Genomic DNA, 23,766 nt, shown 5'->3' with positions numbered 1-23,766 from the left:
CATATCCACTTCCAATATACTTAATCGTTAGACAATTTACCTGCAATACTACAAAAGTAAAGATACACAAATCTAGAATACGCTTTCCCGAATCAGCAGGCCATAAACTTTTTTGAAAAATCTTTCAGCTAAACTCTGCTTCTTCGCTTCTATCACAAGTGTGCCTCCAAGCTCAAAGGGAAGAGTTGTAAAGGGATCATTTAGAGGCTTGAGTGTTACCCGATAAAAAGTCTGTAAAGGCAACAGGCGTTCCTTTTCGTGGGTAACTGCCATTTCTCCCCCATGAACCGAAGCAAAGGCCGGTTCTTTTAGCTCGGTGATTGCGTAATCCTCCATGGAAACAAGTCGTGCCTTCACTGGAGGATATTCAGCGAGATCAGGGTAAAAAACAGCCCCCGCACCGTCTTTGATGCGGTGGACATCAAGCTCAGATACAAAAGCCTTCAGCTCTGCGGAGGAAGTATCCACAACTGTCCCGAGATAAGCACCGGACCCAACCCATTCCCCACTGAGCAACTGATCTTCTGGTAACTCCAGAATGCCGTCTACCGGGGTTCTCACGGTCAGCTTATCCTTCTTTTTAAGCAAGGCTTCGTAGGCCGATTTTTCCCGCTCCAATTCGGCAAGCAATACCAAACGGTACTCCTTGCGACGTGCGTCAAAACCATGGCTTTCAAGTTCACGCCTATATCGGTCCATACGCAGTAACGCCGTATTGATCCGATATTCAAGCTCAGGCGATGCAAGACTGAAAAGAACATCCCCTACTTCAACATTATTACCATCTTTGAAAAAAACATTCTCCATCCGCCCTGAATCAACCGCATGAAGGAGAGAACGGTTTGCATCCTTCAACAAGCCCTGAGCCCTTATACTGCTGTTCAGTGGCAGAAAAAATGTACCGATAACACCTAGTAAAATTATGCTAACAGCCACATTGCTTTTCAAAAGTCTTATCTCCTTTCTCCGGGCGAAAACCTTCCCGGCTTTTTTGGAAAGCGGCGTAAAAACAGACTGATAAAGCTGTACTGCCAGCAGTATGACCCCGACCGCCTTGAACAGCAGATGATAAACAATCATCGAAATACTTGCGATGAGGCCTATACGGTATATCCATGTGGATACAGCATAAAACATGAGCGGCTTTTGAAGACGTTTTGGAATTTTCTCAGGCGATGGATCGCCGAACCTGAACAGGAACTCGGAAATCCGCCAGCCGGTATAGGCAAAAGCGCGGGGTTGCATGTTCTCCATATTCAAATAGTCCGACAGGATAAAATAACCGTCAAATCTCATGAATGGGTTCATGTTAAAAAGGATTGTGGTAATCCAGTTTGTGCTTGCGAGCAGGAAACACGCACTTCGCCATGGACCGTCATCCAAAACAGCCCATAAAAGCCCGGCCACGGATGCAAGAAACAACTCCGAAATAATCCCTGCCCCGGAGATAACCATGCGCTTACGTTTATCGGTCAGTTTCCAGGAATCGCTGGTGTCGGTATAAAGCAAAGGCCATAGAACTAATATTGCAACTCCCAGCGTAGTTACCCGAACCCCGTAATGTCTGGCGGTAATAGCATGGGCAAACTCATGTATAATCTTACTTAAAATTATTACAACGGTATAAACAACCAGCCCTTTAAAGCTGAAGAAATGCGCAAAAGTAGAAAGGAAACTGTCCCATTGACGCACTATCAATCCCAGAGAAAAAAGGGATAAAAAAAGCATCATCCAAACGAAGGTACGAGTGAAAAAAATCTTAAAGCATGGATGAATCCACTCAAGAAAACGATCTGGCCGGCAAAAAGGAATTTTGAAGAACAGATAACTTTTCAGAACCTTGGACAAGCTCATGAGTTTCATTCCGCGCACCTGTTCATGGCGGGGCAGGTCAGCAAGTTCCGGACGACTTAAAAAAGAAACACGCAGAAACTTATCCATCCTGACCAGATCTGACTCCGAGGTCCGAAAAACAGTCTCATGATTCATGGCATCAAGTATTTTCTGCACATCGCCCATATGCCAACGACTGAGGATTTCAAACTCCTTCCAGCCGATACGGAAAAATTGCCCGCTCACAGGATCATGAATCGTCCAGGTCGGATTATCAAGAATATCGACAGGCCCGGGGTGAAGCTCAAGTTCCTGCCTTAGCACACAGGGAACAAAAGGTTCCTGTTCCTGAAGCATTTAAAAGCCGCCCCACTGCCTTATGGCCGAGTACGGACGCCGTAAAAGATAATAGGCAAAAGAAACCTCCTGCCCGTAAATTTTCGCAACACCTCGCAGACCAACCCTTGGAACATTTTGTTTATCGTCAAACTCTGCTTCAACCCGGTAAGCCATAAATCCTTCCGGACGTGGGGAAGGGATAAACGCGGCCCTGATCAAGGTTGCCTCCACCGGATTTTCCGGGTCTACATTCAAAAACATCCTGATTTTTGAACCGGGCTCTAGAGAAATAGCGTCCTGTGTAGAAAGCCAGACAATAAGCTTGCTCTGCCCCTTGCGGGCAATTGACAGGATACGTTCACCGGTTTTCACAGGACGGCCCACAAGCTCGGTCTTATCTTCAAAAATTGCGACACCTTCAAACGGGGCCTTAATATCCGCTCGTTTCATGAGGTCCTTTATGTAGGCCACCTCTACTTCTCGTTCCTTGATCGTGGCCCGGAGAATATCGATCTGACCGGAAAACTCCATGCTGCCGAAAGCTGTTTGCGTTGCCTTGAGCAATTTTACCTTTTCAACATCGCGGCTTTTTTCGGCCTGCAAAAGCTGGCTTTCAAAATTCTGCTTATCCAGCTTTACCAGCAACTGATCTTTAAACACATCTGCATTAGGATCAACCAGCACCTCGTCTATGACACCGTCAAGAGGGGAACGGATCACCGCGGGATCAAGGGCGGCAACCTCGGCCTGACCAAGAGCTGTAAGCGGGACCTTAATAAATACGGAACCTGCAAGTAAGCCCAGCATGAGCAGCAATACTCCCCAGCTCCGGCCCACCGCCTTGAATCTCCAGGAAAAACCATCCTTTCTCTGATTTTCCAAGGCATCCCAGGCGTGCCCGTAAGTTTCCGCAAGAAAAGAGACTAGAGTGATATCACTGTCAGTCCACTCTTCATTCCGGGCCAGAACCATCGCCCCTGACTTGGATTTCCCAACATTACTCAGCGGAATCCATAGAAGATTTTCAGGAAGCCACTCATCCCAGCCAGAGAGTAGTTTTTCGGGAATATCGTCTCGTGAGACGACATATGGCTCAGCTTTGCCCTGTTTATTCAGAATTCGTGATAATTTAAGCGCCCATCGAATATACGGGGTATTCTTTTCAAATGCAGGTGAACCGGAAACAGCTTCAATACGGTTTTTACTCAAGCTCCAGACAAAAGCCTGCCGGTAGGGAATCAGTTTTATGGTCTCGTTTACGGCGAGGAAAAGCAGCGAAGAAACAGTATCCGCCCTGCGGGCCATCTTCTCCAATTGCAACAATACACTCAGGCCGGAACTCTGGGGTGAGCCTTTTTGCATACCTTCCTACTGAGTTTTCTGCATGTTGAATGAAAAGATAGCGTTGCCACTCATTCCGGGCAACACAGAACCGTCTTTGGCATTGAGTTCGCCTATGATCTTGACTGTCTGGCTAACTGGATCAACCTTGGCTCCAATAGACGAAACCACAGCCTCAAATTCCTTATCAACCTCTTCTATGTGCAATCTGAATTTCTGCTCACGTTTAAGCCAGCGTAACCAGCTTGAAGGCACCCTGAGCTCAACTTCAAGAGAATCAGGATCAACTATGGACATGAGCACTTCACCCGTATTGACCCGCTGGTAGGGTTTCACATTCAGGTTTGCTATCCTTCCATTGAAAGGAGCTTTTTCAATGCAGGTCTTGAGCTTGGCACGCATGATACCGACTTTGGCCCTTGCCATATCCAGTTCGGCCACACTTTTCTCAACATCAAGCAGACTGATGGATTTGAGCTTGTCGAGTTGCTTATTGACCCTGACCGCTGTTTCAGCTGCTTTTTTCTCAGCCTTAGCGTACTGCATTTCCGCCTCTTCCATACTACAGTCAAATTTCACTAAAACTGCTCCTGACTTGAAGCTGTCCCCTTCGCGATAAGTCAACTTGGCGATTTTTGCTCCAATTCCCGAAGAAAGGACCGTTTCCTTCTTGGAACGCAATTTAGCCCGGACAGGCTCACTAAAAATCGGACCTGTAGCATTGAAAACTTCGGATGCCTCTGCTTGTAACACCAAAAATGTCACAAGCAGAGGCATTGCCAAAAGGTAATACTTAATATTTTTACGCATGAAGTCCTTCTGCACTTCAGTGCTTTATAAGTTTATTTTTCTTCGTCTTTGGGATTTTCCAACATCATCGCCAGCTTATGGCGGTTTACCAACCCTTTCACATCCATCATAGCGAAGTTCTGGGTGAGCATAAGCTTGTTCCTAAGCTCATTGAAACTCATCACACTAAGATCTGCACCAGGAAGCATATCAAGCCCCATAGACATGACCACCCTTCCGTAAGAATTATGAGCCTCAGCGTAACGCTTGTAATGGTTCAACTCAGAAAACAGGGCGGATGCGTCCTGCCTGATGGACTCAAGCGGATTTCCCGCAGAACTACTCACCTCATTTTTCATAAGAGTATTCATTTTAGCGTCAATATTGCTGATTGCTTTGGCGCGCTGACTTGAAGCAATAGAGTCGCTGTACTGACGAACAGCAATCTGCACCTGTGAAATCACCGCAACATGAACAGCCAGCCTTCGGTGTTCAGCAAGATTCACAGTAGACTCTGCATGTTCAATTCTGGTTGGAGCAGTCAGAATATCCATAATATTACCTGTCACATGAGCCCAAAGGTTACTCCAGGAGTTATCTCTGAGATATGTGTTGGAATCATAATTCAGGGCAGCCTTGAGCTCCAGTCCGGGAAGCATTTTCAAAATAGCTTTACGTACTTCATACGAACTTGAACGAGCCTGATACATTGCCTGCCTGACTTCCGGGCGCTGATTAAGGGCCAGATCAATCATATCCTTCAGCTCAGGAAAGGTCGCATTGAGTTTTTCTTTGTCCGGATTTCCAGGAGCAAGAAGTGTAAGCTTAGCCCCGAAAGGAGCATCAATAAGAGTCCGCAGCTCAATCTTGGCAAGGTCAAGTTCAGACTTCAGATTCTCCAACTGAGATATTATTTCATAAAGAGCACGCTGATACCTGAGAGTTTCCATAGGAGGCCTGAGTCTCAACTGCTCAGTCTTTTTGGATTTCTCAAGTGCCACCCTTGTTTCGGCAAGGATGGCAACGACCTTCGGTTCAAAGAATTGTGCGAAATACGCTTTCCAATAAGCATAACGAACCTTGACCATCAGGTTCTGCAGAACTTTGCGCTGCATTTCATGACGTACAAGAACCGCATCGGCCTGCTGCTTGGCCTGATAATAGCTTAAACCGAAGTCAAGTAAATTCCAGGAAAAAGTAACATCTCCAAGAAACCGTTCCTTCTCTTCAGAGGAAGTGTAGCCGCCAGTGGAAACTTCACCGGTATCAAGGTTCACACTCTTGGAAGCAGACTGGGGGTCACGATATGCATATGAGCCAGTTGCACGAAGTTCGGGCAGCATTTCCAACTTAGCCTTTTCAAACTCCCCGTTAGCAACCACCTTCTCCATCCTCTGAACCTGATAGTCGGTATTGGCGAGGATAGTTCTGGCCATGGCATCATAAAGGGTCATAGGTCCCTTGATATCAATACTGTATTTTTCACGCAGTTTTTTATCTTCTTCAATATAATCCTGCCTTTCTTGGAGCGTGAGAGGCTCGGGTTTAATAAAGCCGCAACCGGAAAGCAGGACCAGACAGCACATGGACATGAACAATTTTGAGTAATTAGCTTTCTTCATTCTAACAACACTTTGTAATTTTGTTTACCCCGGCTAGCCGAGTTTATTAACTGCTTTGGAAAGAGCTTCCTGAATCAAAGCGACATCCGCGAAAAAGCCCTTCCTACCAGCCTTTGCCATCTGGCTAGAGAAGTCGGAATTATCAGCATGAGAATCATCTTCCAGACCTGCAGCTTCCCCCTCCTCATTCTCCTGGCTCTCTGAATCCTGAAGTCCATTGAGGCTTTCGATCAGCCTGTCAACTTCACCAAGAATATCCTGATCCCCCTCGCCCAATCGCTGATTACCATCGCCGAGACGGCGCTCGGCTTTGTCCGAACTTTCATCCTGCTGACTTTCCTCCACTAAAGGACCAGCTTCAATGCTGTTGGAACCAAGCCCATCCTTGACTATTTTAATAGTAAAGACAGCCTTGGCCTCATTACCAAAATCATCGATAGCCTTAACCATGATGGGCATCTTGACCTGAACATCCTTTGGCGGCGTTATCATAAACGCCTTGGTTTGCGTATCAAAAGTAATCCACGGCGGCAGCGGAGAACCGTCAGGTCTTGTTGCCTCGAAAGACAACTGGGCATTAGGATCGGTATGATGAATAGCCGCAGCAGGAATCTTGAATTCTGAAGCCTTTTCCGCCTCAAAAGTCTGATCCGTCAGTTCAATCAGGAACCTGGTATCTATGTCAACACCGAGTCTAGCTTCATCGTTGGCAGAAAGTGCATTTCTTGCTCCCCATTGAATAATCGGAGTACTTGCACCACCCTGTCCGTACCCCACAGAAACGGGGCCGTCATTAGGACTGTTCGGTCCTACAACTGGAGGATTAACCACCGGATCAACCACAGGCGGGATAGGGTCAGGCTGTGGATTCGGGTCAGTATTCGGCCCGTCCGGTTTCGGATCAGGTTTCGGATCAGGCTTATTGTCGTCAGGCTTCGGATCAGTCTCCGGATCTTTAGGAATTGTAATTGTTATTTTAACCTTTGCATCGGAGCTACTATGACCTCCGTCGTCATTGGTAAAATATTTGAAATTAACAGTCCCAGACTGATTCAGCTTGGGCTTGAAAATTAATTTCTTGGCATCATCAGGAGTAAAAGTATCCCCTACCTGAACCGGAGTTGTACCGTCGGGATGATAAAGTGTTCCCTTGGTAGCATTAGGCAGAGTCTTGATCTCCATATTATTGAGGTCACCGTCAGGGTCATCCCCGTCAAGAACAACAGTGATTGGCTTGTCATGGGTTGTGCTTCCGGTAAAATCCTCGGCGGTGGGAGGATCATCAACCGCACTAGTCACGATAATATTCACGCTGTCGGTATCGGAGAGAGGTCCTCCTGCTCCGGTATTGCCCTGATCATCTGTCGTGATAGTCAGAGTATCCGCACCATGATAGTTTGGATTACCCTTATATTTCATACCATCAAGTGCAGAATTTATTTGTGCGATAGTCCCTTTGAGTACGACCTCGGAAGTACCGTCTCCGGTAACGTTAACTGCTCCGGGACCAGGGATTGTCAGGGTTCCCTTGTTAACCTTCAAAGTAACTTTCATTTCACCATTACCGGCATCAACATCCGCAATACTGATCTTATTGCCATTACCTGTGCTAAAGGTCAGGTTTGAGTTTTCGCCGATAGTCTGGTTACCGGGAACGGTGTTCACAGGAGCGTCATCAATAGGTGTTACCGCGGTATTGATCTCGACCTCATTAGATGAATCGGAATATTCTGTAGCACCACCGGAATTAGCTCCGGCAACATTCTGGTTGTTGCCCGTGGTTATGTTACCGCCGGTTTCAACAAGCCTCACAGTAATACCGCCAGGAGTTCCCGTGTAGTCGGCAGTCGGGTTGAACCGCAACTGCGCATCCTTGGAGATTATCACACTGGTTACAGCTGTTACATTGGTAGGAATGGCAGTCCAGTTCGTTCCATCGGTGGAATACTGCCAGACGCCCTGTGCCGCAGTAGAGGCATTACCAACTACAGCAACCCCGACAAAGGCATCAGCAGATGTTCCGCCAACAACCTGATCCTTGGCATCGCTGAAGGCTGCGCTAAGCAAATTGCTTACGGTATCCTTGGAGGGGGTAACCGTATCCTCGGTCATGTCCGGCAGACTTACGGAATTCAAAAGTTTAGTTGGTGCATCGTTAACAGGGGCAACAGTGATGGTTCTGGCAAGCGAAACAGTAGTCGCTGCACCTCCGGCACCGGAATTGCCCTGATCATTATACTGAGCGTTAAGATTTACAGTGCCGTTGAAATCAAGGTCTCCCTTATACTGGAGTGAGGCAAGGGTGGAGTTTATATCGGCAAGCGTTCCGGTAACAGTGATCGAACCGGAATTGTTGTTGCTGACATTTGCGGCTCCAGCTTCGGTAACCCGGATAGTACCTTTATCCACGGAAACTGTTGCGGTATTGTTATTGGTATTGCCCGCATCGACATCATTAAAAGACACAAGCGCACCGCCGTTGATAGCAGACCACACATCTTCGGTGGCATTGGCTCCTGCATTGGCGATGGTCGCTGTCGGTGTATCGTTAACACCTGTCACAGTCGTGCCGATGGTCACCTGATTAGAGGAATCGGAATAAGTTGTGGTTCCGCCGGAATTACCACCGGAGACATTCACCATCACTCCGCTGGTGTCGTTACCGCCAGTCTCAACAAGACGCACGGTAAGCTTGCCCGGAGTTCCGTTGTAGTCAGCCGCAGGATTGAAACGAACAAGATGCTCCTTGGCAATAACCAGTCCGTTGGTTGCGGAGACATTGGTAGCAATATTGACCCAGTTTGTCCCACCATCAGTCGAGTACTGCCAGATTCCCTGACCTGCCGTGGCGGCATTACCCACAACAACGATACCTTCAAAGGTGTCCTCGGAAGAACCGCCGACCACCTGATCCTTGGCATCAGAGAATTGGGCTGCAATCAGGTTATCCACCGTATCCTGCGAAGGATTGTCTGCATCTTCCGCAAAATTCGGCAAAGTGACAGCTCCCGTTCCGGTAGGAGCATCGTTCACCGGAGCCACGGTAATGGTTCTGGCAAGTGCTACAGTGGTACCGACACCGCCGGCACCGGAGTTGCCATGATCATCATACTGGGCGGAGAGATTGACAGTGCCATTGAAATCAAGGTCACCCTTGTATTGAAGAGAAGCAAGAGTGGTGTTGATATCGGCAAGCGTTCCAGTAATGGTGATTGAGCTGGTATTGTTGTTGATTACATTTGCCGAACCGGCCCCGGTAACACGGATGGAGCCCTTGTCCACAGTGACTGTTGCGGTATTGTTGTCGGTATTTTCGGCATCCACATCAGCAAAAGAAACAAGGCCGCCGCCATTGATTGCCGACCACTGGTCCTCTATGGCATTCACACCCGCATTGGCTATGGGTGTGGTCGGCGTATCGTTAACCGCAGTAATGGACGTCCCGATAGTCACCTGATTAGAAGAATTGGAATAGGTCGTAGTGCCTCCGGAATTACCGCCGGAAACATTTACAGTCGCCCCGGTAGTATCATTACCGCCGGTCTCTACCAGCCGTGCAGTGAGCAGACCGGGAGTGCCGTTGTAATCCTGTGCAGGCTTAAACCTGACCAGATGTTCCTTGGCGATAACCAGTCCGTTAGTCGCGGAAACATTGTTGGCAATGTCAACCCAGTTGGTTCCACCGTCAATGGAGTACTGCCATGTTCCCTGTCCGGCAGTGACCGCGTTGCCGATAACAACAATCCCTTCAAAGGTATCGGCGTTTGAACCGCCCGCAACCTGATCCTTGGCATCAGAAAACTTGGCCGAAATAAGGTTGTCCACTGTATCCTGAGAAGGATTGACCGCATCTTCAACAAAAGTAGGCAGAGTAGCCGCCGCACCACCGATTCTGGTGGGCGCATCGTTCACTTCAGCGATGTTCAAGGTATGGGTTACGGTAACGGTCTTTTCGCCACCGACACCAAGATTTCCTTTATCGTTGAAGACAGCGGTGAGGGTGTCCGTTCCGTTGAAATCCAGATCTCCCTTGTACCTAAGGGTCGCAAGCGTGGCGTTGATGTCAGCGATTGAACCGGTAATGGTCAAGGTTTTACTGCTATTGCCGCTCACATTTGCGGCCCCCTGCCCTGTCACATTGGCAATACCCTTGCCCACCGTGATGATCGCGGTGTTGTTCGTGGAGTTAAAGGTATCACTGTCTGCGAAAACAATTGTATTGCCGCCGTTAATTGACAGCCACTGATCTTCCGTTCCGGCGATGTTGGCATTGACGGTAGTTGTAGTAGGATCATTGTTCGCGGCACTGACAAGCACGTTAATATTGTCCGTTGCCTCCCTCGCAGGACCTACACCACCCACAGGGACACCTCCGTTATCTTGGTCATTCACAGTAACGTTTATAACGGGGGAGTTATTCACATCATAGTCTGTAGGCACATAGGAAAGGCCATTGAGGGCTGCATTGACCTGCGCTTTAGTGCCTGAAATCGTTACGGAGTTAGTACCGTCATTTGTTACATTCGCACCGCTGCCGCCTGCAACAGTCAGAATTCCATATCCGTTACCGCTGAGTTTGGCAGAAACAGTCACGGTAAAGGTATCCAGACCGTTGTTATTCAGGTCCTTGGCATCATCAATAGAAATCTGATTTCCGTTTGCGGCGCTGAACACAAGGGGGGTAACTGAGATTATGTACTGGTCTTCGTTCGGTGCGTCCAAAGTTGGAGCATCGTTCACATCCTGAACTTCTATATTTTGCGTTGCTACAACATCTCCACCGCCAAGCTGCCCTACGTTACCCATATCATTATATTTAACGGTGACTGTATCCGCGCCGTTGTAGTCGGCATTACCCTTGTATTGCAGCTTGGTCAGGTAGGTATTGAGCTGTGCTAGAGTTCCGCTGAGAGTGATTGTGCCAGTGCCATTTCCGTTGATCCCTGATTCACCCTGAAGTCTGAGTATTCCCTTGGTTACGCTGATGATCAACGTGTTGTTGTTCTTGGTAAAAGCGTCAGGATCATTAATCACAAAGGTATCAATATTAGTCCATGTATCCTCCAGCGCGGCAATGGGGCCGGGAGTGGAGGTAAATGTAGGATCATCGTTGTCCTTTGATGCGTGAATCTTAAAGGTGTCAGTAACAATGTTATTTGTTTCGTTTACGATCTGTACAGCCCCGGAACCTTCGTTCTGGTTGCCGCCGTTGGCATTGGCAGTGAGATTACCGGAACCGTCACGTAACCGGTCGTCAATTTTAACAGTCACGGTTACAGTCTGGTCGAGATCGAGAACGCTGTCTCCGGCATCAACAACAGTGTAGCTGATGGAATCCAGAGCAGCTTGAACTTCAGCAAGGGTACCGCCGAGAACCAGATCGGCGCCACGGACACCGACACCGGAAGAATAACTAAGACCGACCAGATCGCCAACTGCGAACCTGGAGTTGGCATTGTCAGTGGAAACGGTGACCTGTACAAAATCGGTCTCCCCTGTTGTGAGCGAAGCAACATCGGCATCACCGATGGTGATCTTCTTGCCTGCACCGCCAAAATCCAGCGGAATACCCACATCATAAAATATATCGGAACCCGGAACGGAAACTGTCGGAATATCGTTCAGAGGTGCAGTAATAATGATGTCAAAACGCCCGTTATCCTTTGCAAGACCATCATCCACTACAAAGGTAAAATAATCGGCATGATTTTCAGAGCCATCATGGGTGTAGGTTACCCTGTTGTTATCAAGGTCATCCTGAGTGAAAGTGGATCCCACACCAAGGCGCTTGCCGTTCAGGAACAGGGTCCCGTAATCGACAATGTCAGTCACCTTGTACTGGCGCTGAATGGTGTTGTTATCGGTATCGATTGCAGAAAGCAGCCCGGAAGGAATGGTTTCCGTGGCACCTTCTGCCATTTCCAGACGGTCGTTATTTGAAGTCAGAACCGAACCGTCATTAGCTGTGGCTGTATCGTTTGCACTGTTATGAAGATCAGTAACCTGCGGAGGATCGTTAAAAGCCGCGATGCTGATATTCACAGTGGCCTCATTACTAATATTGTTACCATCTATATCTGACGCCTGAACCGGGTTGACCGGGGCAGCGCCATCAGGAGTGGTCAGTGCAATATTAGAAGGCACAGCCTGGTTGGCGCGAACCTCAAGAGCGTTCCCCGCTGCAGTGAGATCATCACGCACATAGAATTTGAAAAGGTCAGTGAGCGATGCCGCATCATCTTTACCATTATGGACATAACGGATACCGGAAGTACTTCCGTCAACATTGGTTGCGCTGAGTATGGACTTGGAAAACCAAAGAGTGTTGGTTCCGTCCCCGGCGTTGTAGAGTTGGTTCGCGGCAATGGCAGTCCATGCAGCACCATTCCAGTACTGCAATTCACCATCCGCAGGAAGCGCACTGATCGAGAACCAGAAGTTGTCTGCGTTGCCCTGTGCAACAGCCTGCTTAGCAACTTCATTAGCACCGTCTACATCACTCATGCCCATATGACTTGAATCAATGCGCACGATGCCTGACCCGGCAACGCCGTTCAGTGCTTCAGTTGTCTCTACAGTTCCGCCAGATGCAGATGCCTGATCATTGATGGGTGTAACATCAACGTTAAGGGTAAGATTGAAATCGTTGGTTCCGTCTGTCACTGAAAAAACGTAACTGGAAACAAAATCTTCGGAACCATTATGGATCAACCTGACCGCGCTGTTGTTCAGGTCTTCCTGAGTAAAATAATCGTAGCGGGTTACATTAGTCCAATTCCCTCCGCCGAGATCTTTCTGCAGAGTGGTGTTGCTGGAAAGTGTGGTCAGTCGGAAAAGAATTTCATTAGCGGGAACCTCATAATCCGGATTCATGGGATCTCCGGAATATGAGCGATAATTGATCTTGCTGTTGTCAAGAACGTTCTTGGCCCCTTCATACATGGTAAGGGTTTCACCATTGCCTGAACCGGTAAGGTTCAAAACAGCAAGAGAACCGTCAGAGCCGCCAGCTCCGCCGGACCAATGGTCAACTAACATATTAAATGTGAATTCTTTCAGTGTATTAGAATTACCATCGTAAATAGCACCTTCTTGCCCCGTATTATCACCAGCAGCCTGCCAGCTCTTAAGTTCGGAGTCGCGAACAGTGAACTTGAAAGTATCTATAGTATTGTCCTGAGGAACATTATTGATATGTGAATAACGAACCTGATTATTATCAATCTGAAGCTGAGTGAACCTGCCGCCTACAGAGAGATCGCGCCACTGCCCGCCAACCAGAACCTGAACTTTACCATACGAAGGCAATGCGGTGATTGTGTAGGCGAGATTATGTATGGAAGTATCAATGTCGGTTACCTGAAGGTCTGCATTGGTAATGAGCTTGACCGAAGCGGTTCCTACATCAAGATAGTCACCTGTAACGGGGCCGTCATAATTCTCATTATTCCCGTCTCCGTCATCATCCGCTCCCCCCTGAACTCCGTCACGATTCTTTGCGAGCACAGGGTCATCATCAACTTCAATCATGGAGATCTGGATAGTCTGATCCCCGGAAGAAAGTTTATTGCCTGCCCCTTCGCCACCTCCGGCATCGGTTACGTTGATAACAAAGGAAGGCTTGGTGTTTCCGGGTTCATCACCATCATGTACAAACTTAAGCTGCCCAAGATTATCCGCAGAAAAAGTTTCACCACCAGTAAGAGCCTCTCCCGCGTCAACAACTCCGTTGTCATTAATATCACGGAAAAGGGTGCCTTCATTCTGGTTGTTGACCGAAACGATAGTCACGGAAGAATCGGCCGCAGTGTCGGCATGCCCGCTTTCCTCATCACTTACGGAAAGCCCCAATGAAATAGTCTCACCCTCGTGAACAGTAGGACTTCTGCTGATTGAAGGAGCCGCGTTGACAGGCTGCAGGCTGATGTTGATGGCAGTGACCCCAGCCTCGCCGCCAGCACCGTCGTAGACATTGACATTGAAAGTATCGGTGGCTCCCACGGCTACGTCCGAGCCGTCATGGGAATATGTAAGCTTTGCGACCTGGTCATAAGAAAATGAAGACCCCACGGCGACCGGGCTGCCGTTGTACTTAAGGGTGCCTTTTGTAGGCAGACTTTTGATCTGGACGATCTGCTGCTGCTTTACCTGCTGGCCTGAATCGATATCAGGATCGGAAAGGCCGAAATTAGCTTCACCGAAAGAAACGTTCGCCTGCCCCTCATTTACACTCAAATTCGAGGAGGTCAGCGTGGGATCATCATTGACCTGCACAACTTCTACGGTCACGCTGCCATTAGTTGTCACAGGGGCTGCAGCCGTAGCGTCAGTAGCGGCGAGACTGATCACAGCATTGCCGTTGTAGTTGAAGGAACCTTTGAAGGTCATACCGCTCAGGGCAGTGTTAATGTCAGCCACAGTGCCGGTAACAGTGACAGTTGAAGACCCGTCAGCGCCGGCGTCAATTGTCAGGTTGGCAACTGAGGCCAGCTTAATGGTACCGTGATCAACAGTCAGCTGCACGGTCAGGTTGTCGTCATCAGAATCTCCGACGGTCACGCCGGTAATAGAAAGATTGGTATCCTCTGCTACTGAACGAGTACTGGTTGCACTGTCAGTAATGCTCGGAGCAGCAAGAAGACCTTCATAGTCGTCAAGGGAGGAATAATGATCCGCAATGTTCGACTCGATTTCACCACTGGCAAATTCAAGATCCCAGTCACCACCCTTTGCAGCCGAACCGGTTGCATCATCGGATGCGGCGACATCAGCATCGGTAAGGGAACTAAGTTGTTCGATCATGGCTTTCCCGTTACCGTCTTCGGCTACGGAGCAACCGTAAAGCAGAATATCTGCATCAGCGGTAAGAGACTCGGACCATTTGTTTATTTCTGCAGCCCGGTCGGAAAGGACTGAAGCGTCAATCTGGGTTCCGCCCAGAGAAATAGAGCCGTTGCTACCGTGAGAAAGGATATGAACGGAACTTACATCGTCACGCTCAGCTAGCGCTTTTGATATTTCTGCGATACCATCCTGCCCCTGTTCGATTACATGCACCTCGGCATCACTATCAAGTCCGGCAAGGATATCTTCATAATTTTCTACACTGCTGTCGACAACGACAAGAGAATTTTCATCAGAGCTGTTTTTAAGCTCAAGGAATTGGCCGGTCTCAAGCGGAAGATCGTCATTATCAGAATCATCCCCTTCCATATTGATTTCCTTAACCTCGAAATCCTTCATTCCATTTTCATCGGCAGAAAAATCAACGGCTGCGGCAACAGCCTCAAGTGAGCACTCGCTATCTTTTTGAGGCATGCCATTTGAAATAGCCTCAAGAGCTTCAACTACATTATCGCAGTTATCGGCATCGGCAACATCACTTGCAGACTCGGGTGGAGCTGCATTATCCACAAAGGAATGTGCATTATCACCACTATCGTCTGCATCAGCAGGGGCTGCATTATCTGCGGCCTGGACCAGATCTGCAACTACAGCGGGCGCGGCTGCGTCAAAAAGAATTCTCGGTTCAAGAGCGTAGGCCTTGTGACTGGGTTTATCATTAGAATTATCAGACTGAACTTTCTTGTTAATCAACATCAATCATCTCCAGAACAAACTATCATAACTACACTTTTAATCGACAAGGCTTTAGCAACAGATATCCGTAATCCGAACTTGAGCCGCAAAAAAAGAGCACGCCTAATTTCAAATTCAGGCGTATTTCAACTAACTTGTATCCGTTTTTTAAGGAGTGAGCGCCATACGACGCACGAGACATTACCCCCCCTCTAACTCCAATACAAAAAGCCACTTAACAAACCAAACATGAATACACAATAAGTATTTCAGGATAGTTTAAATTAAAGTCTTTTCTTCAACACTGATTCAATAAATAAAGATTCTAGAACAGAAGGTGACAGTTGGTTTTCTGGTGATCCGAAGCGCGATATTCTTGAGTTGCTATTGCAACAATACAACCCAGCACAGTGGTTTTTCGGGCACTTTCACATCCATCAAACTGATAAATTCAAAAATACAGCATGGACGGCTTTAGCAATCCCTATGGAAGATAAAGAAATAGGTGGGTTGAACGATAACCTCTACGGTTCCAACATTTTTACTATAAAGAAGTTGAAACAAAACAAAATTCTTTATTCTACCCCCCTACCATTTCCACAACCCGTCCATAAAACCGACCAGCCCACCCTTCAATAGTATCAGGAAGAAGAAGGCCCTTATGCCCCCCTGCACATTTCGGATGCTTAATTCCTATATGGCTTCCGAAGCCACAAACTTGAGTCAAAACCTTTGATGGCCAAACAAGCGATCCGCGGACAAGCCCATACATGATCTTATTCAAATCACTTTCCCATTCTGAATAGTTATATGGAAGCAAAACCTTTGTAGACAGAGCCTTTTCCGCATCTGAAGTATCCACCTCAAGCAAAATAACATGTTTCTCCTGAACTTCTAATACGATGGCAGCCATGCATCTTGGATTACCTGTTGAAAGACGGTGCTTTGTACAACGAGCAACAGACGGGAGTTCATAAATTTTCTTTGAATGTCTTACGCATCCATCATAGCTTGTCATGACATTGACCATATCAAAGAAACAATCAAATTTGCTTTCATAGAGGTGTGCTTTATCCGTAACATCATTGGTTATATTCCTGTCAGCACCAGCATGTCCTTGACCGGCTATAGCTTCCTCAGCACTGACATCAAGAATATGCCTTTCGCTTTCACCTTCATCGGGGATAGCCGAACTTACTTTTCGTTTCTTTTTGGATATTCTATTTGTAATAAAGGCCTTGCTGAATTCAGATTCGACTTTATCGCTAGGAAGAATTATGCGACTACCATCAGCATTAGCATCTTCATCATCATGTATGCGAGCACCTGCGAGATCTCCGCTAGGGGCTACTGGCATCCCTTTCTCATTGCGCTCCTGACTGGGAGTAGTAAATTCAGGATGAAACATGTCAATTTCATCAGGTATATCAGCCTTTATGCGTTTAATTTTGTCGATTTCATATACAAAAATTGATTTGGTCTCCTGATCGAACCACCCACGTACACTAAAATAAGCACCAGGCAATTCAGGAGGATCAAAACTGAAATCCCACATTCGGTAATTGCCTGATTGATAACCATATTTTTTCTGATGCAGACCGATGCTCTCATACGATTTCCGGGCTTGCTCATCCAACAAAATCCAACTTAAATAATTTCGGCGATCCAAGTCATTGAAGCTCCCTAAAGGATATCCGGATGTAGGCATAATTTCTATATACGCTCTATTGTTACTCCAATCAGTGCTGACATTAAAATCCAGATCCAGACACTCTGGCATAAGGGCTGTCCTAGACAGATAACCATCATGAAAAAATAAAGACCGACCAAACTCAAACTGAGGTAAATAAGCCGTCTTCCCGCCTCTCATTGGTGCGACAAAACAAAACTGTCGTTTATCCTTCTCAAGGCTTTTAATCGGGCAATCTCCTATTCGCGCAGCCTGCCATTCTTTCGTGCTTGAAATGTAAAAACTTTCTTCCCAGCCTTTAAGATCGTGATCGATTGTCGGGTTGAGATACCTCTTTCTGGCTAAAATAGGAGCATTGGAAATTGTCAAAGATGACTTCTTCTGTGTACGATAAAGCTGTAAATTTACGCCCCACCGAGTATGGTTCTTAGCTTTAAACATCTCACCAATAGAATCAATCCGAACATCTGAATCAAACTGGGGAAACACATAGTCAGACATCTATTCTACCTCACTTCTTTCAAGTATAGTTCAGCTTCAACACGAATTCGTTCATCACTCAGACCAGCCAATCTTAAAATTTTCCATCTACGCTTGGGCTCACAGTCAACATCAAGTTGGCGAATAGCAACCGCAATCCGCCGAATCTGATAGTCCGACACTGATTCACAATATTTTTCAAAGAACTTTACTGTTAATGGCAGTTTATAGAGGTTTGTTTCGACGGTTGCTTTTGCTCCGAGCTGATCCAAATACCAATTCCTGGAACGCCTTGGACCTTCCAAATCAGCAGTAGCCCTTTGCTGTATATGCTGCAGTTTGGACAAAACATTTTGATCTCGTTTTCCCCAATCAACCCGCTTATTTTCAGAACGTGATGATCGACGAAGCTGCCCATTAATCTTCATAAGCCAAGCTCGATCATTTCTATATAACCAAGCATAGATCGCTGCCCCACCGGAAGAACGAGCCTTTTTCACCCCGAACTCTTTGAGGAACACTTCCCACGAGCTGCGCATATCGAGAATTTCTTGACTGGGATTATCCTCTGAAAAATCCACAGGACAGCTCACAATGCTCTTTGACTCCAAACTGGACACATTGCTCAAGACTGAGTGGAAATCCCATTCTGACCCCAGTAAAGCTTCTAAAACAACAATGTGTTCAAGATAGCTAAAAGACTTCCGATGCTTTCGGAAAATTGATTTTAACCAACAAGAATTTGAATTAGTGGATGGTAAAAGACTTCTCTTTGCGAGCCATAGGTCCGTCCAGCAGGCAATTACCTTTTCAGCAACCAGATCGTGCAAGACCTTCTTGCCCTTTGCGCAGTCAGTATCTCCTGCTAATCGCTTATAGAAAAGTCCCCATTGTTCTAGGGAAGGGGATTCTACCGGGGATAGACTCAGCAATTCATTAATGCGTTCAGCAACACAGAAATCCTCTACACTTCTGGATTCACAAGCTTCCCCAACACAAACATCTGGCCTAAGCGCAAAAAACTGATGCCGGTATCGGCCATGCAATTCAATTCGAGAATCAGACAATGGGCCATGCTGCGGACAAACGTCAGCACCAGTGACCTGCCAACTGCGCTTCCAATAGTACTCTCCAAATTGAGCGAGTTGCTGATCAAGGCATTCAGGGCAATATCTTAAAAAACGAATTTGCTTTACCCGGGAAGCTGCTGCTCCAAGGGCAAGATGTACGGCTCCTTTAGATTGTCCGGCCATCCATTCTATGCACTGTAGTCTGCGATCTTCAGGAATGAAGGGAGCGTAAAGCGGGAAAAGGGTATGTTTGTAAATGATGTTCGTGACATCAAGACTCAAAGAGTGCGAATATAGTCCTGAAATTTGTTTGAGATGGGATGGCAGGTCCGGGGTCGCTATAACCTTACGATTGGCAAATACTTCATCAAGAAGCTGCTTAGGACTCATCAATCCAGCATGCACACCGGCCCGCGCAACGGTGCTGTAGATCAACTCATCAGGATATGGCACGGGAAAACTGAGCATTACAAACACCTACTGCAGCCATGAATTCACATCAAAAATCAGTGAATCATTTTTTAGCTGCCTATACAGGTCTTCACCGCTGGCCTGCGAAAACTTAAAACGCAAATCTTCTGAATCAAGCGTATTCCACTTTGACTTAGGTACTGATTTTTTCCCTTTCGGTTTACGTTCTTCATTCTTCGAATCGCTTGCCTCGTACCAATCTAAAACGATCCTCAACAGTTCATGTCTAGAAACATCCGGATGCTCATCCAAAACCTTCTGTACAAGCGGTATAACTTGGGACTCTTCACAGTTTGCGGCCAAAAGAATATCATGAAGTTTTAACGCTTTTTTATTACTTCCATAAGCAGCTCTCGCATAATCAACTTCACTCAAAGACTCCGTAATAACGGTTGATAATTCAAGAAGCCTTTGTTCAATTCCTGGTAAAGTCAAATCTGCATATTGAGCTATTTTTTCCGGGTCCTTAGATCTAAGTGCTCCCAGCATTGAATGCACAGGCTTCAGATCATCAAAATAGACTTTCTCCATCAACTTTGGGGTTATTCTCTCTGTCTTTGTAACGATAGCGCGCATTTGTGCTAAAACGAATAATTTAACAACAATATCATGCACTCCTTGAGACAAGTCGTACCAGCAATTACGAAGTTCTTCGCTTAGGACTTCATCACGCTTTTTCAGCCACTGATACTTCCAAAGAGCATCAGTAAAAGACCGCCACTCATTTGTTTTAATTTCCCCTGATTTTGGATCAACGATCGGTGCAACATTTTTCATTGGCTCCCAAACCAAAGAACCGAGGCCAACTCCTCTACGGGCCAAACGTAATTCCTTCTCAAAAATATCTCTCGCCTTAGGAGTTCCGACAAAAACAACAGGCAGGCCAATCGTATTTTCCATAGTCACGAAAAAACTCATCATATTATTAACTCCACCGGAGCTTTTACTGTATAAATGCTGAATTTCGTCAATGACTAGAACCCCCAATCCGTGTTTATTAGCGACTTGAGGTATCAAACTTAATAAGGTTTCAATATTATGCCTTTTCTTTACATATATGGTCTCATAGTCTGTATCCAAAACTCGGTCTATGGCCCGGAAAAAGTTGATGCAAAGATTTTTAATCCCGCCGTCATGAGGGCAGTCTATTTTCAAATAAACTAATTGGGTAAAACCATACTTTTCATGCAAAATAACTTGGGGGTACGTCGCTAAAATGCGGTCAATCGTCGAACTCTTGCCACATCCTGGAACACCAGTTAGCAGCAGACTCGACGCCGTTGAAATAGGTGCATCAAAGACAAACGCGTCTAGGTCTCCAGCCATAACTCTTTCATAGCCGTTTTGCTGATGTTTACGTAGCGAGCCATCAGCCAAATTTCTCCCGACATACCCTTTTCTAATCAGAAGAGATAATTTTCTTTCAAATTCAACATGCGTTGTAAGAGGCTGAAAAAAGTCATCAAGCAAAGAAGAAATCATGTGAATTCTATCTATGTCGTCTTCGTATATATCACGCACATCAAATTCAACTTTACCCGTTAAACACTTTTTGATCTGTTTAAGATTCATCTTAGGGGGTAAAGCCTCAATCTTTGGATTTCCTTTATATTTCCGTGTAGTTTCACCCCTGTAAACAGCATAAACAGTATTTTTAGGAAGCGGCATCTAAATATCCTCATCATCAAAAAGTTCTTCTGTATAATCAGGGTAACTATAATCTTCTTCCTGAGACCCACCACTCAACGAAATAAATTTCGCAGGCTCATCTTTACGCGTCTTTTCCGGCTTATAAAATGGGACACCTCTCTCAGATTCCTTCTCTTGCGCTTTGTTGCCCTGAATTCCACGTATCCGCTCGGCATTGCTCATATGGCTGGTATCAGGAAATTTTCTTTCAGCTTCTTTAATCGTTTTAGCCACAAACTCTTCATGTAGCCGCTTTTGTTCTTCTGCTTTCAGATTCGTCTTCGCGTTAGACCTTTTCTGCGCATCCTTTACCTGCCAGACATCCCAGAAAGAACTTCCCTGAAATTCCCTAGATCGATCTGTTAGCGTGCAGACCCAGTAATCATTTTTACCCTTATAAGGAAAAAGATAGATATGATCTGCTGAAGCTGGATCATAAGCTGCCTGCAACCCCACAGGCCTGCGAACATCCTTTGAGCGATGCAGCCACCCACTCTTCATAATTTCAGAAGAAGTATAGTATACCCCAAAAACTGAAATTCCCAATTCGGAAACAGTAGCCTTGACTCGGGGGAGCAAACTAATTCTGAGAGCTTCTTCTGATGCTACTCTCAATCGACCGGTTCTGTTCCGAATTCCCCAATTCCAAAGCGACAGGGGAGTCATTTCCAAGTCTGCGGGTATATCAACATCCCGGTCATACTTACTCAAAAAATGGAACTTATTATGGTACAGAATTGAAGATAAAATGATTTTCTTAAACTCACTCACAGGCAGTTTGGCAGCCAGCCGGTAGTCTTTCCCGCCACGTTTTTTTATTAATGTTTTTTCAACAACTCCGGGGGAAAAAGGCTTAAAGTCAACCTGAAGCGTCTTAAAGCTCCGCTCGACTATACCTTTGGCATCACCACGGTAGGGTGGAGCATTCTCAATTCTTATGGAAAAACTGCGTTCAAGAGATTCAATCTGATGACCAAGCAACTCTCCTCTGTCCGCAAGGATTGCATTCGGCACCCCGACAATAGGCCAATCTTCATAAGTAATATCTTCAAAACCATATTGTTTGCACAACTGAACCTTATCGGTCATGGCCGTAGCAAGCGCCTGCATCGCAGCAGCGTATGATGGGGATTCGAAGCCGACATAAAAGCCAGCGACCATCCTGCTGAAGACATCAATGAACATATAGATAACCGGCCGGCCTACGATATTGCCGCGGTCACTGTCTGAAACGAGGTAGATGTCTGCAATTGTGGCATCAATCTCGAAACGAGATCCCGGGCCTAAAACATTACTATTGGCTGTCCCTTTGAGAGGGCGAACATCTTTCCTATATTCAATGGCATTTGTACGCTTTTTTAATTTCTCAACCTGACTGTATTCGCGCTTATAAAAATGAAGCATTTGCCACTTTGTGGGAATTTCAGACTCAGGAACTTCAGGAAAATAGTTCTTATAGAGCTCTGCGAATCTTCTATACGCGTAAGGAACACTAACACCTTTATCTTTCATCAAATATTTATCAATGACGATCCTGAAAAGACGTTCAACCTGATCGTCAACTACGGCTCCAACACCTGGAGTATATATGCGGGGGCGGCCGAGTTTTATACCTGCAGCCTTACGCTTCTTACCCTTCCCGCCAGAATTCTTATAGTCAGGAAGCAATGCATTGGGAGTTTGGCCGCGCTGCCAATAACGGCGTAATAATTTATAAAGTGTAGGCTTGGAAGATCTACCCTCAGCAATCAACTTATTTATTTTACCAGCACGAATTTTAGGATCATAGCAACCAGGATCAAGGACAATACTTTTTATCAACTCATAAGCTTGATCCCGTTTAATCTGAAGACTGCTTCCTTCTTCAGGCATTTCATAAGCAAGACCAGCGAACGGATCACTCACTCTTGTAAGGGATGCGTTATCAAAAGCAGCAATCAAATCTCGAACTAAGACGATTCCCGGCATTGCTTTCGGATCATCAATACTAATCCACAGTAATTCCTCAGGAAGTACCTGCAAAACTCGGTATAACGTTGATTCGTATTCAAAAACTTCATTAATTCTAAACATTGATTACCTCCAATACAGAAACATCATCCACAAAATTAAGGTCCGCAGGGGTGATTTTCCGGAACGGGATATTCACGTCAAAAGATAGCAACCGACTAGCCATAAGTCCTCTGATTTCAGCCAGTGACTCTCCTGCTTCGTGGTCGTATTTAACGTCCAATGTCTTTGAAATCTTAATTATAGTTGAGGTAGGATTTTTCGAAAAATGATGAATGTAAAATTTCAATTGTTCAGCCAAATCACTTAATTCATGAGTCCTTTGCTGATCAGGATATAACCATTCAATATTTTGAAAAACAGTATTAGATATTTCTTTCTCGGTAACCAAAAACCACGGGACTTCTTTATGCGCCCAGTAACGCCGTTCCAGCTCTAGCTTTTCCACTGCTCTCGGGTCGCTTAAGTCTTTAGTGTATTTTGCCTGCAGTACGAATTTCGAAAGGGTAGAGTCGGATGAGTTGACTAGAAAGTCTGAAGACATGACCTGAAAAATTCCCGAAACTTGAGGATGTCTTATTCCGGATTTTTTTGCCAACTCAAGGGTAAGTTCCTGCTGCAAAGGAAACTGTTCTCGTATTTCAGTTGTTTTGGGAGACCAATCAAGACTTAAAAAGACTGCCAGCTCCAGATCGGAAAAGAGATGATGTGTTCGTCGGGATTTATGACCAAAAACTCGGTGTGATCTTCCCTTGGAAGCAATATCCCTAATGTGGACTGAAAATAAAGTTTGATAAAAAAGTAGCGATTAAGCCGCATGTTTGGGTCGGCAGATTTAACAAAGAGACAATTA

Annotated in this window: 10 protein-coding genes; all 10 read right to left on the bottom strand. The window is 46.1% G+C overall.

Translation table 11 applies throughout. From position 1 onward, the window contains the following. Positions 1–72 precede the first annotated feature (72 nt). The 10 genes from ACKU40_RS17065 to ACKU40_RS17020 all read right to left on the bottom strand — a co-directional run bounded on the left by ACKU40_RS17065 (position 73) and on the right by ACKU40_RS17020 (position 23,511). The gene (locus tag ACKU40_RS17065) at positions 73–2,190 is read right to left on the bottom strand and encodes an efflux RND transporter periplasmic adaptor subunit (RefSeq protein WP_320173988.1); all 2,118 of its coding nucleotides are present in this window, start codon (positions 2,188–2,190) and stop codon (positions 73–75) included. Next, positions 2,191–3,534 (bottom strand): HlyD family efflux transporter periplasmic adaptor subunit, encoded by a 1,344-nt coding sequence (locus tag ACKU40_RS17060; protein WP_320173987.1) that lies wholly within the window; start codon positions 3,532–3,534, stop codon positions 2,191–2,193. A 6-nt stretch (positions 3,535–3,540) separates the two neighbouring features. Then, positions 3,541–4,323 carry an efflux RND transporter periplasmic adaptor subunit gene (locus ACKU40_RS17055; protein WP_320173986.1) on the bottom strand — a complete coding sequence of 261 codons (783 nt, stop codon included), beginning with the start codon at positions 4,321–4,323 and terminating at the stop codon, positions 3,541–3,543. 32 nt (positions 4,324–4,355) lie between these two features. Beyond that, complete coding sequence (locus ACKU40_RS17050; protein ID WP_320173985.1) at positions 4,356–5,924, bottom strand: TolC family protein; 1,569 nt, start codon at positions 5,922–5,924, stop codon at positions 4,356–4,358. Between the two features lie 33 nt (positions 5,925–5,957). After that, positions 5,958–15,524: a DUF4347 domain-containing protein gene (locus ACKU40_RS17045; RefSeq protein WP_320173984.1), complete on the bottom strand. Its 9,567-nt coding sequence runs from the start codon at positions 15,522–15,524 to the stop codon at positions 5,958–5,960. 559 nt (positions 15,525–16,083) lie between these two features. Beyond that, positions 16,084–17,694 carry a Tn7-like element transposition protein TnsE gene (locus ACKU40_RS17040; RefSeq protein WP_320173983.1) on the bottom strand — a complete coding sequence of 537 codons (1,611 nt, stop codon included), beginning with the start codon at positions 17,692–17,694 and terminating at the stop codon, positions 16,084–16,086. Positions 17,695–17,699: 5 nt separating this feature from the next. Continuing rightward, the gene (locus ACKU40_RS17035) at positions 17,700–19,211 is read right to left on the bottom strand and encodes a TnsD family Tn7-like transposition protein (protein ID WP_320173982.1); all 1,512 of its coding nucleotides are present in this window, start codon (positions 19,209–19,211) and stop codon (positions 17,700–17,702) included. Positions 19,212–19,220: 9 nt separating this feature from the next. Then, positions 19,221–20,882, bottom strand: a complete 1,662-nt coding sequence (locus ACKU40_RS17030; RefSeq protein WP_320173981.1) for an AAA family ATPase — start codon at positions 20,880–20,882, stop codon at positions 19,221–19,223. Next, on the bottom strand, positions 20,883–22,976 hold the full coding sequence (locus ACKU40_RS17025) for a Mu transposase C-terminal domain-containing protein (RefSeq protein WP_320173980.1): 2,094 nt from the start codon (positions 22,974–22,976) through the stop codon (positions 20,883–20,885). Further along, positions 22,969–23,511, bottom strand: coding sequence for a TnsA endonuclease C-terminal domain-containing protein (locus ACKU40_RS17020; protein WP_320173979.1), 543 nt, complete (start codon positions 23,509–23,511; stop codon positions 22,969–22,971). Before ACKU40_RS17020 ends, ACKU40_RS17025 begins: the two co-directional genes overlap by 8 nt. Positions 23,512–23,766 lie beyond the last annotated feature (255 nt).

The sequence above is a fragment of the Maridesulfovibrio sp. genome (genome assembly GCF_963666665.1).
In the GTDB taxonomy this organism is placed as follows: Bacteria; Desulfobacterota; Desulfovibrionia; order Desulfovibrionales; family Desulfovibrionaceae; genus Maridesulfovibrio.
Note: the sequence above shows the minus strand (reverse complement) of the source record. Positions and strands in the feature narration are given on the sequence as shown.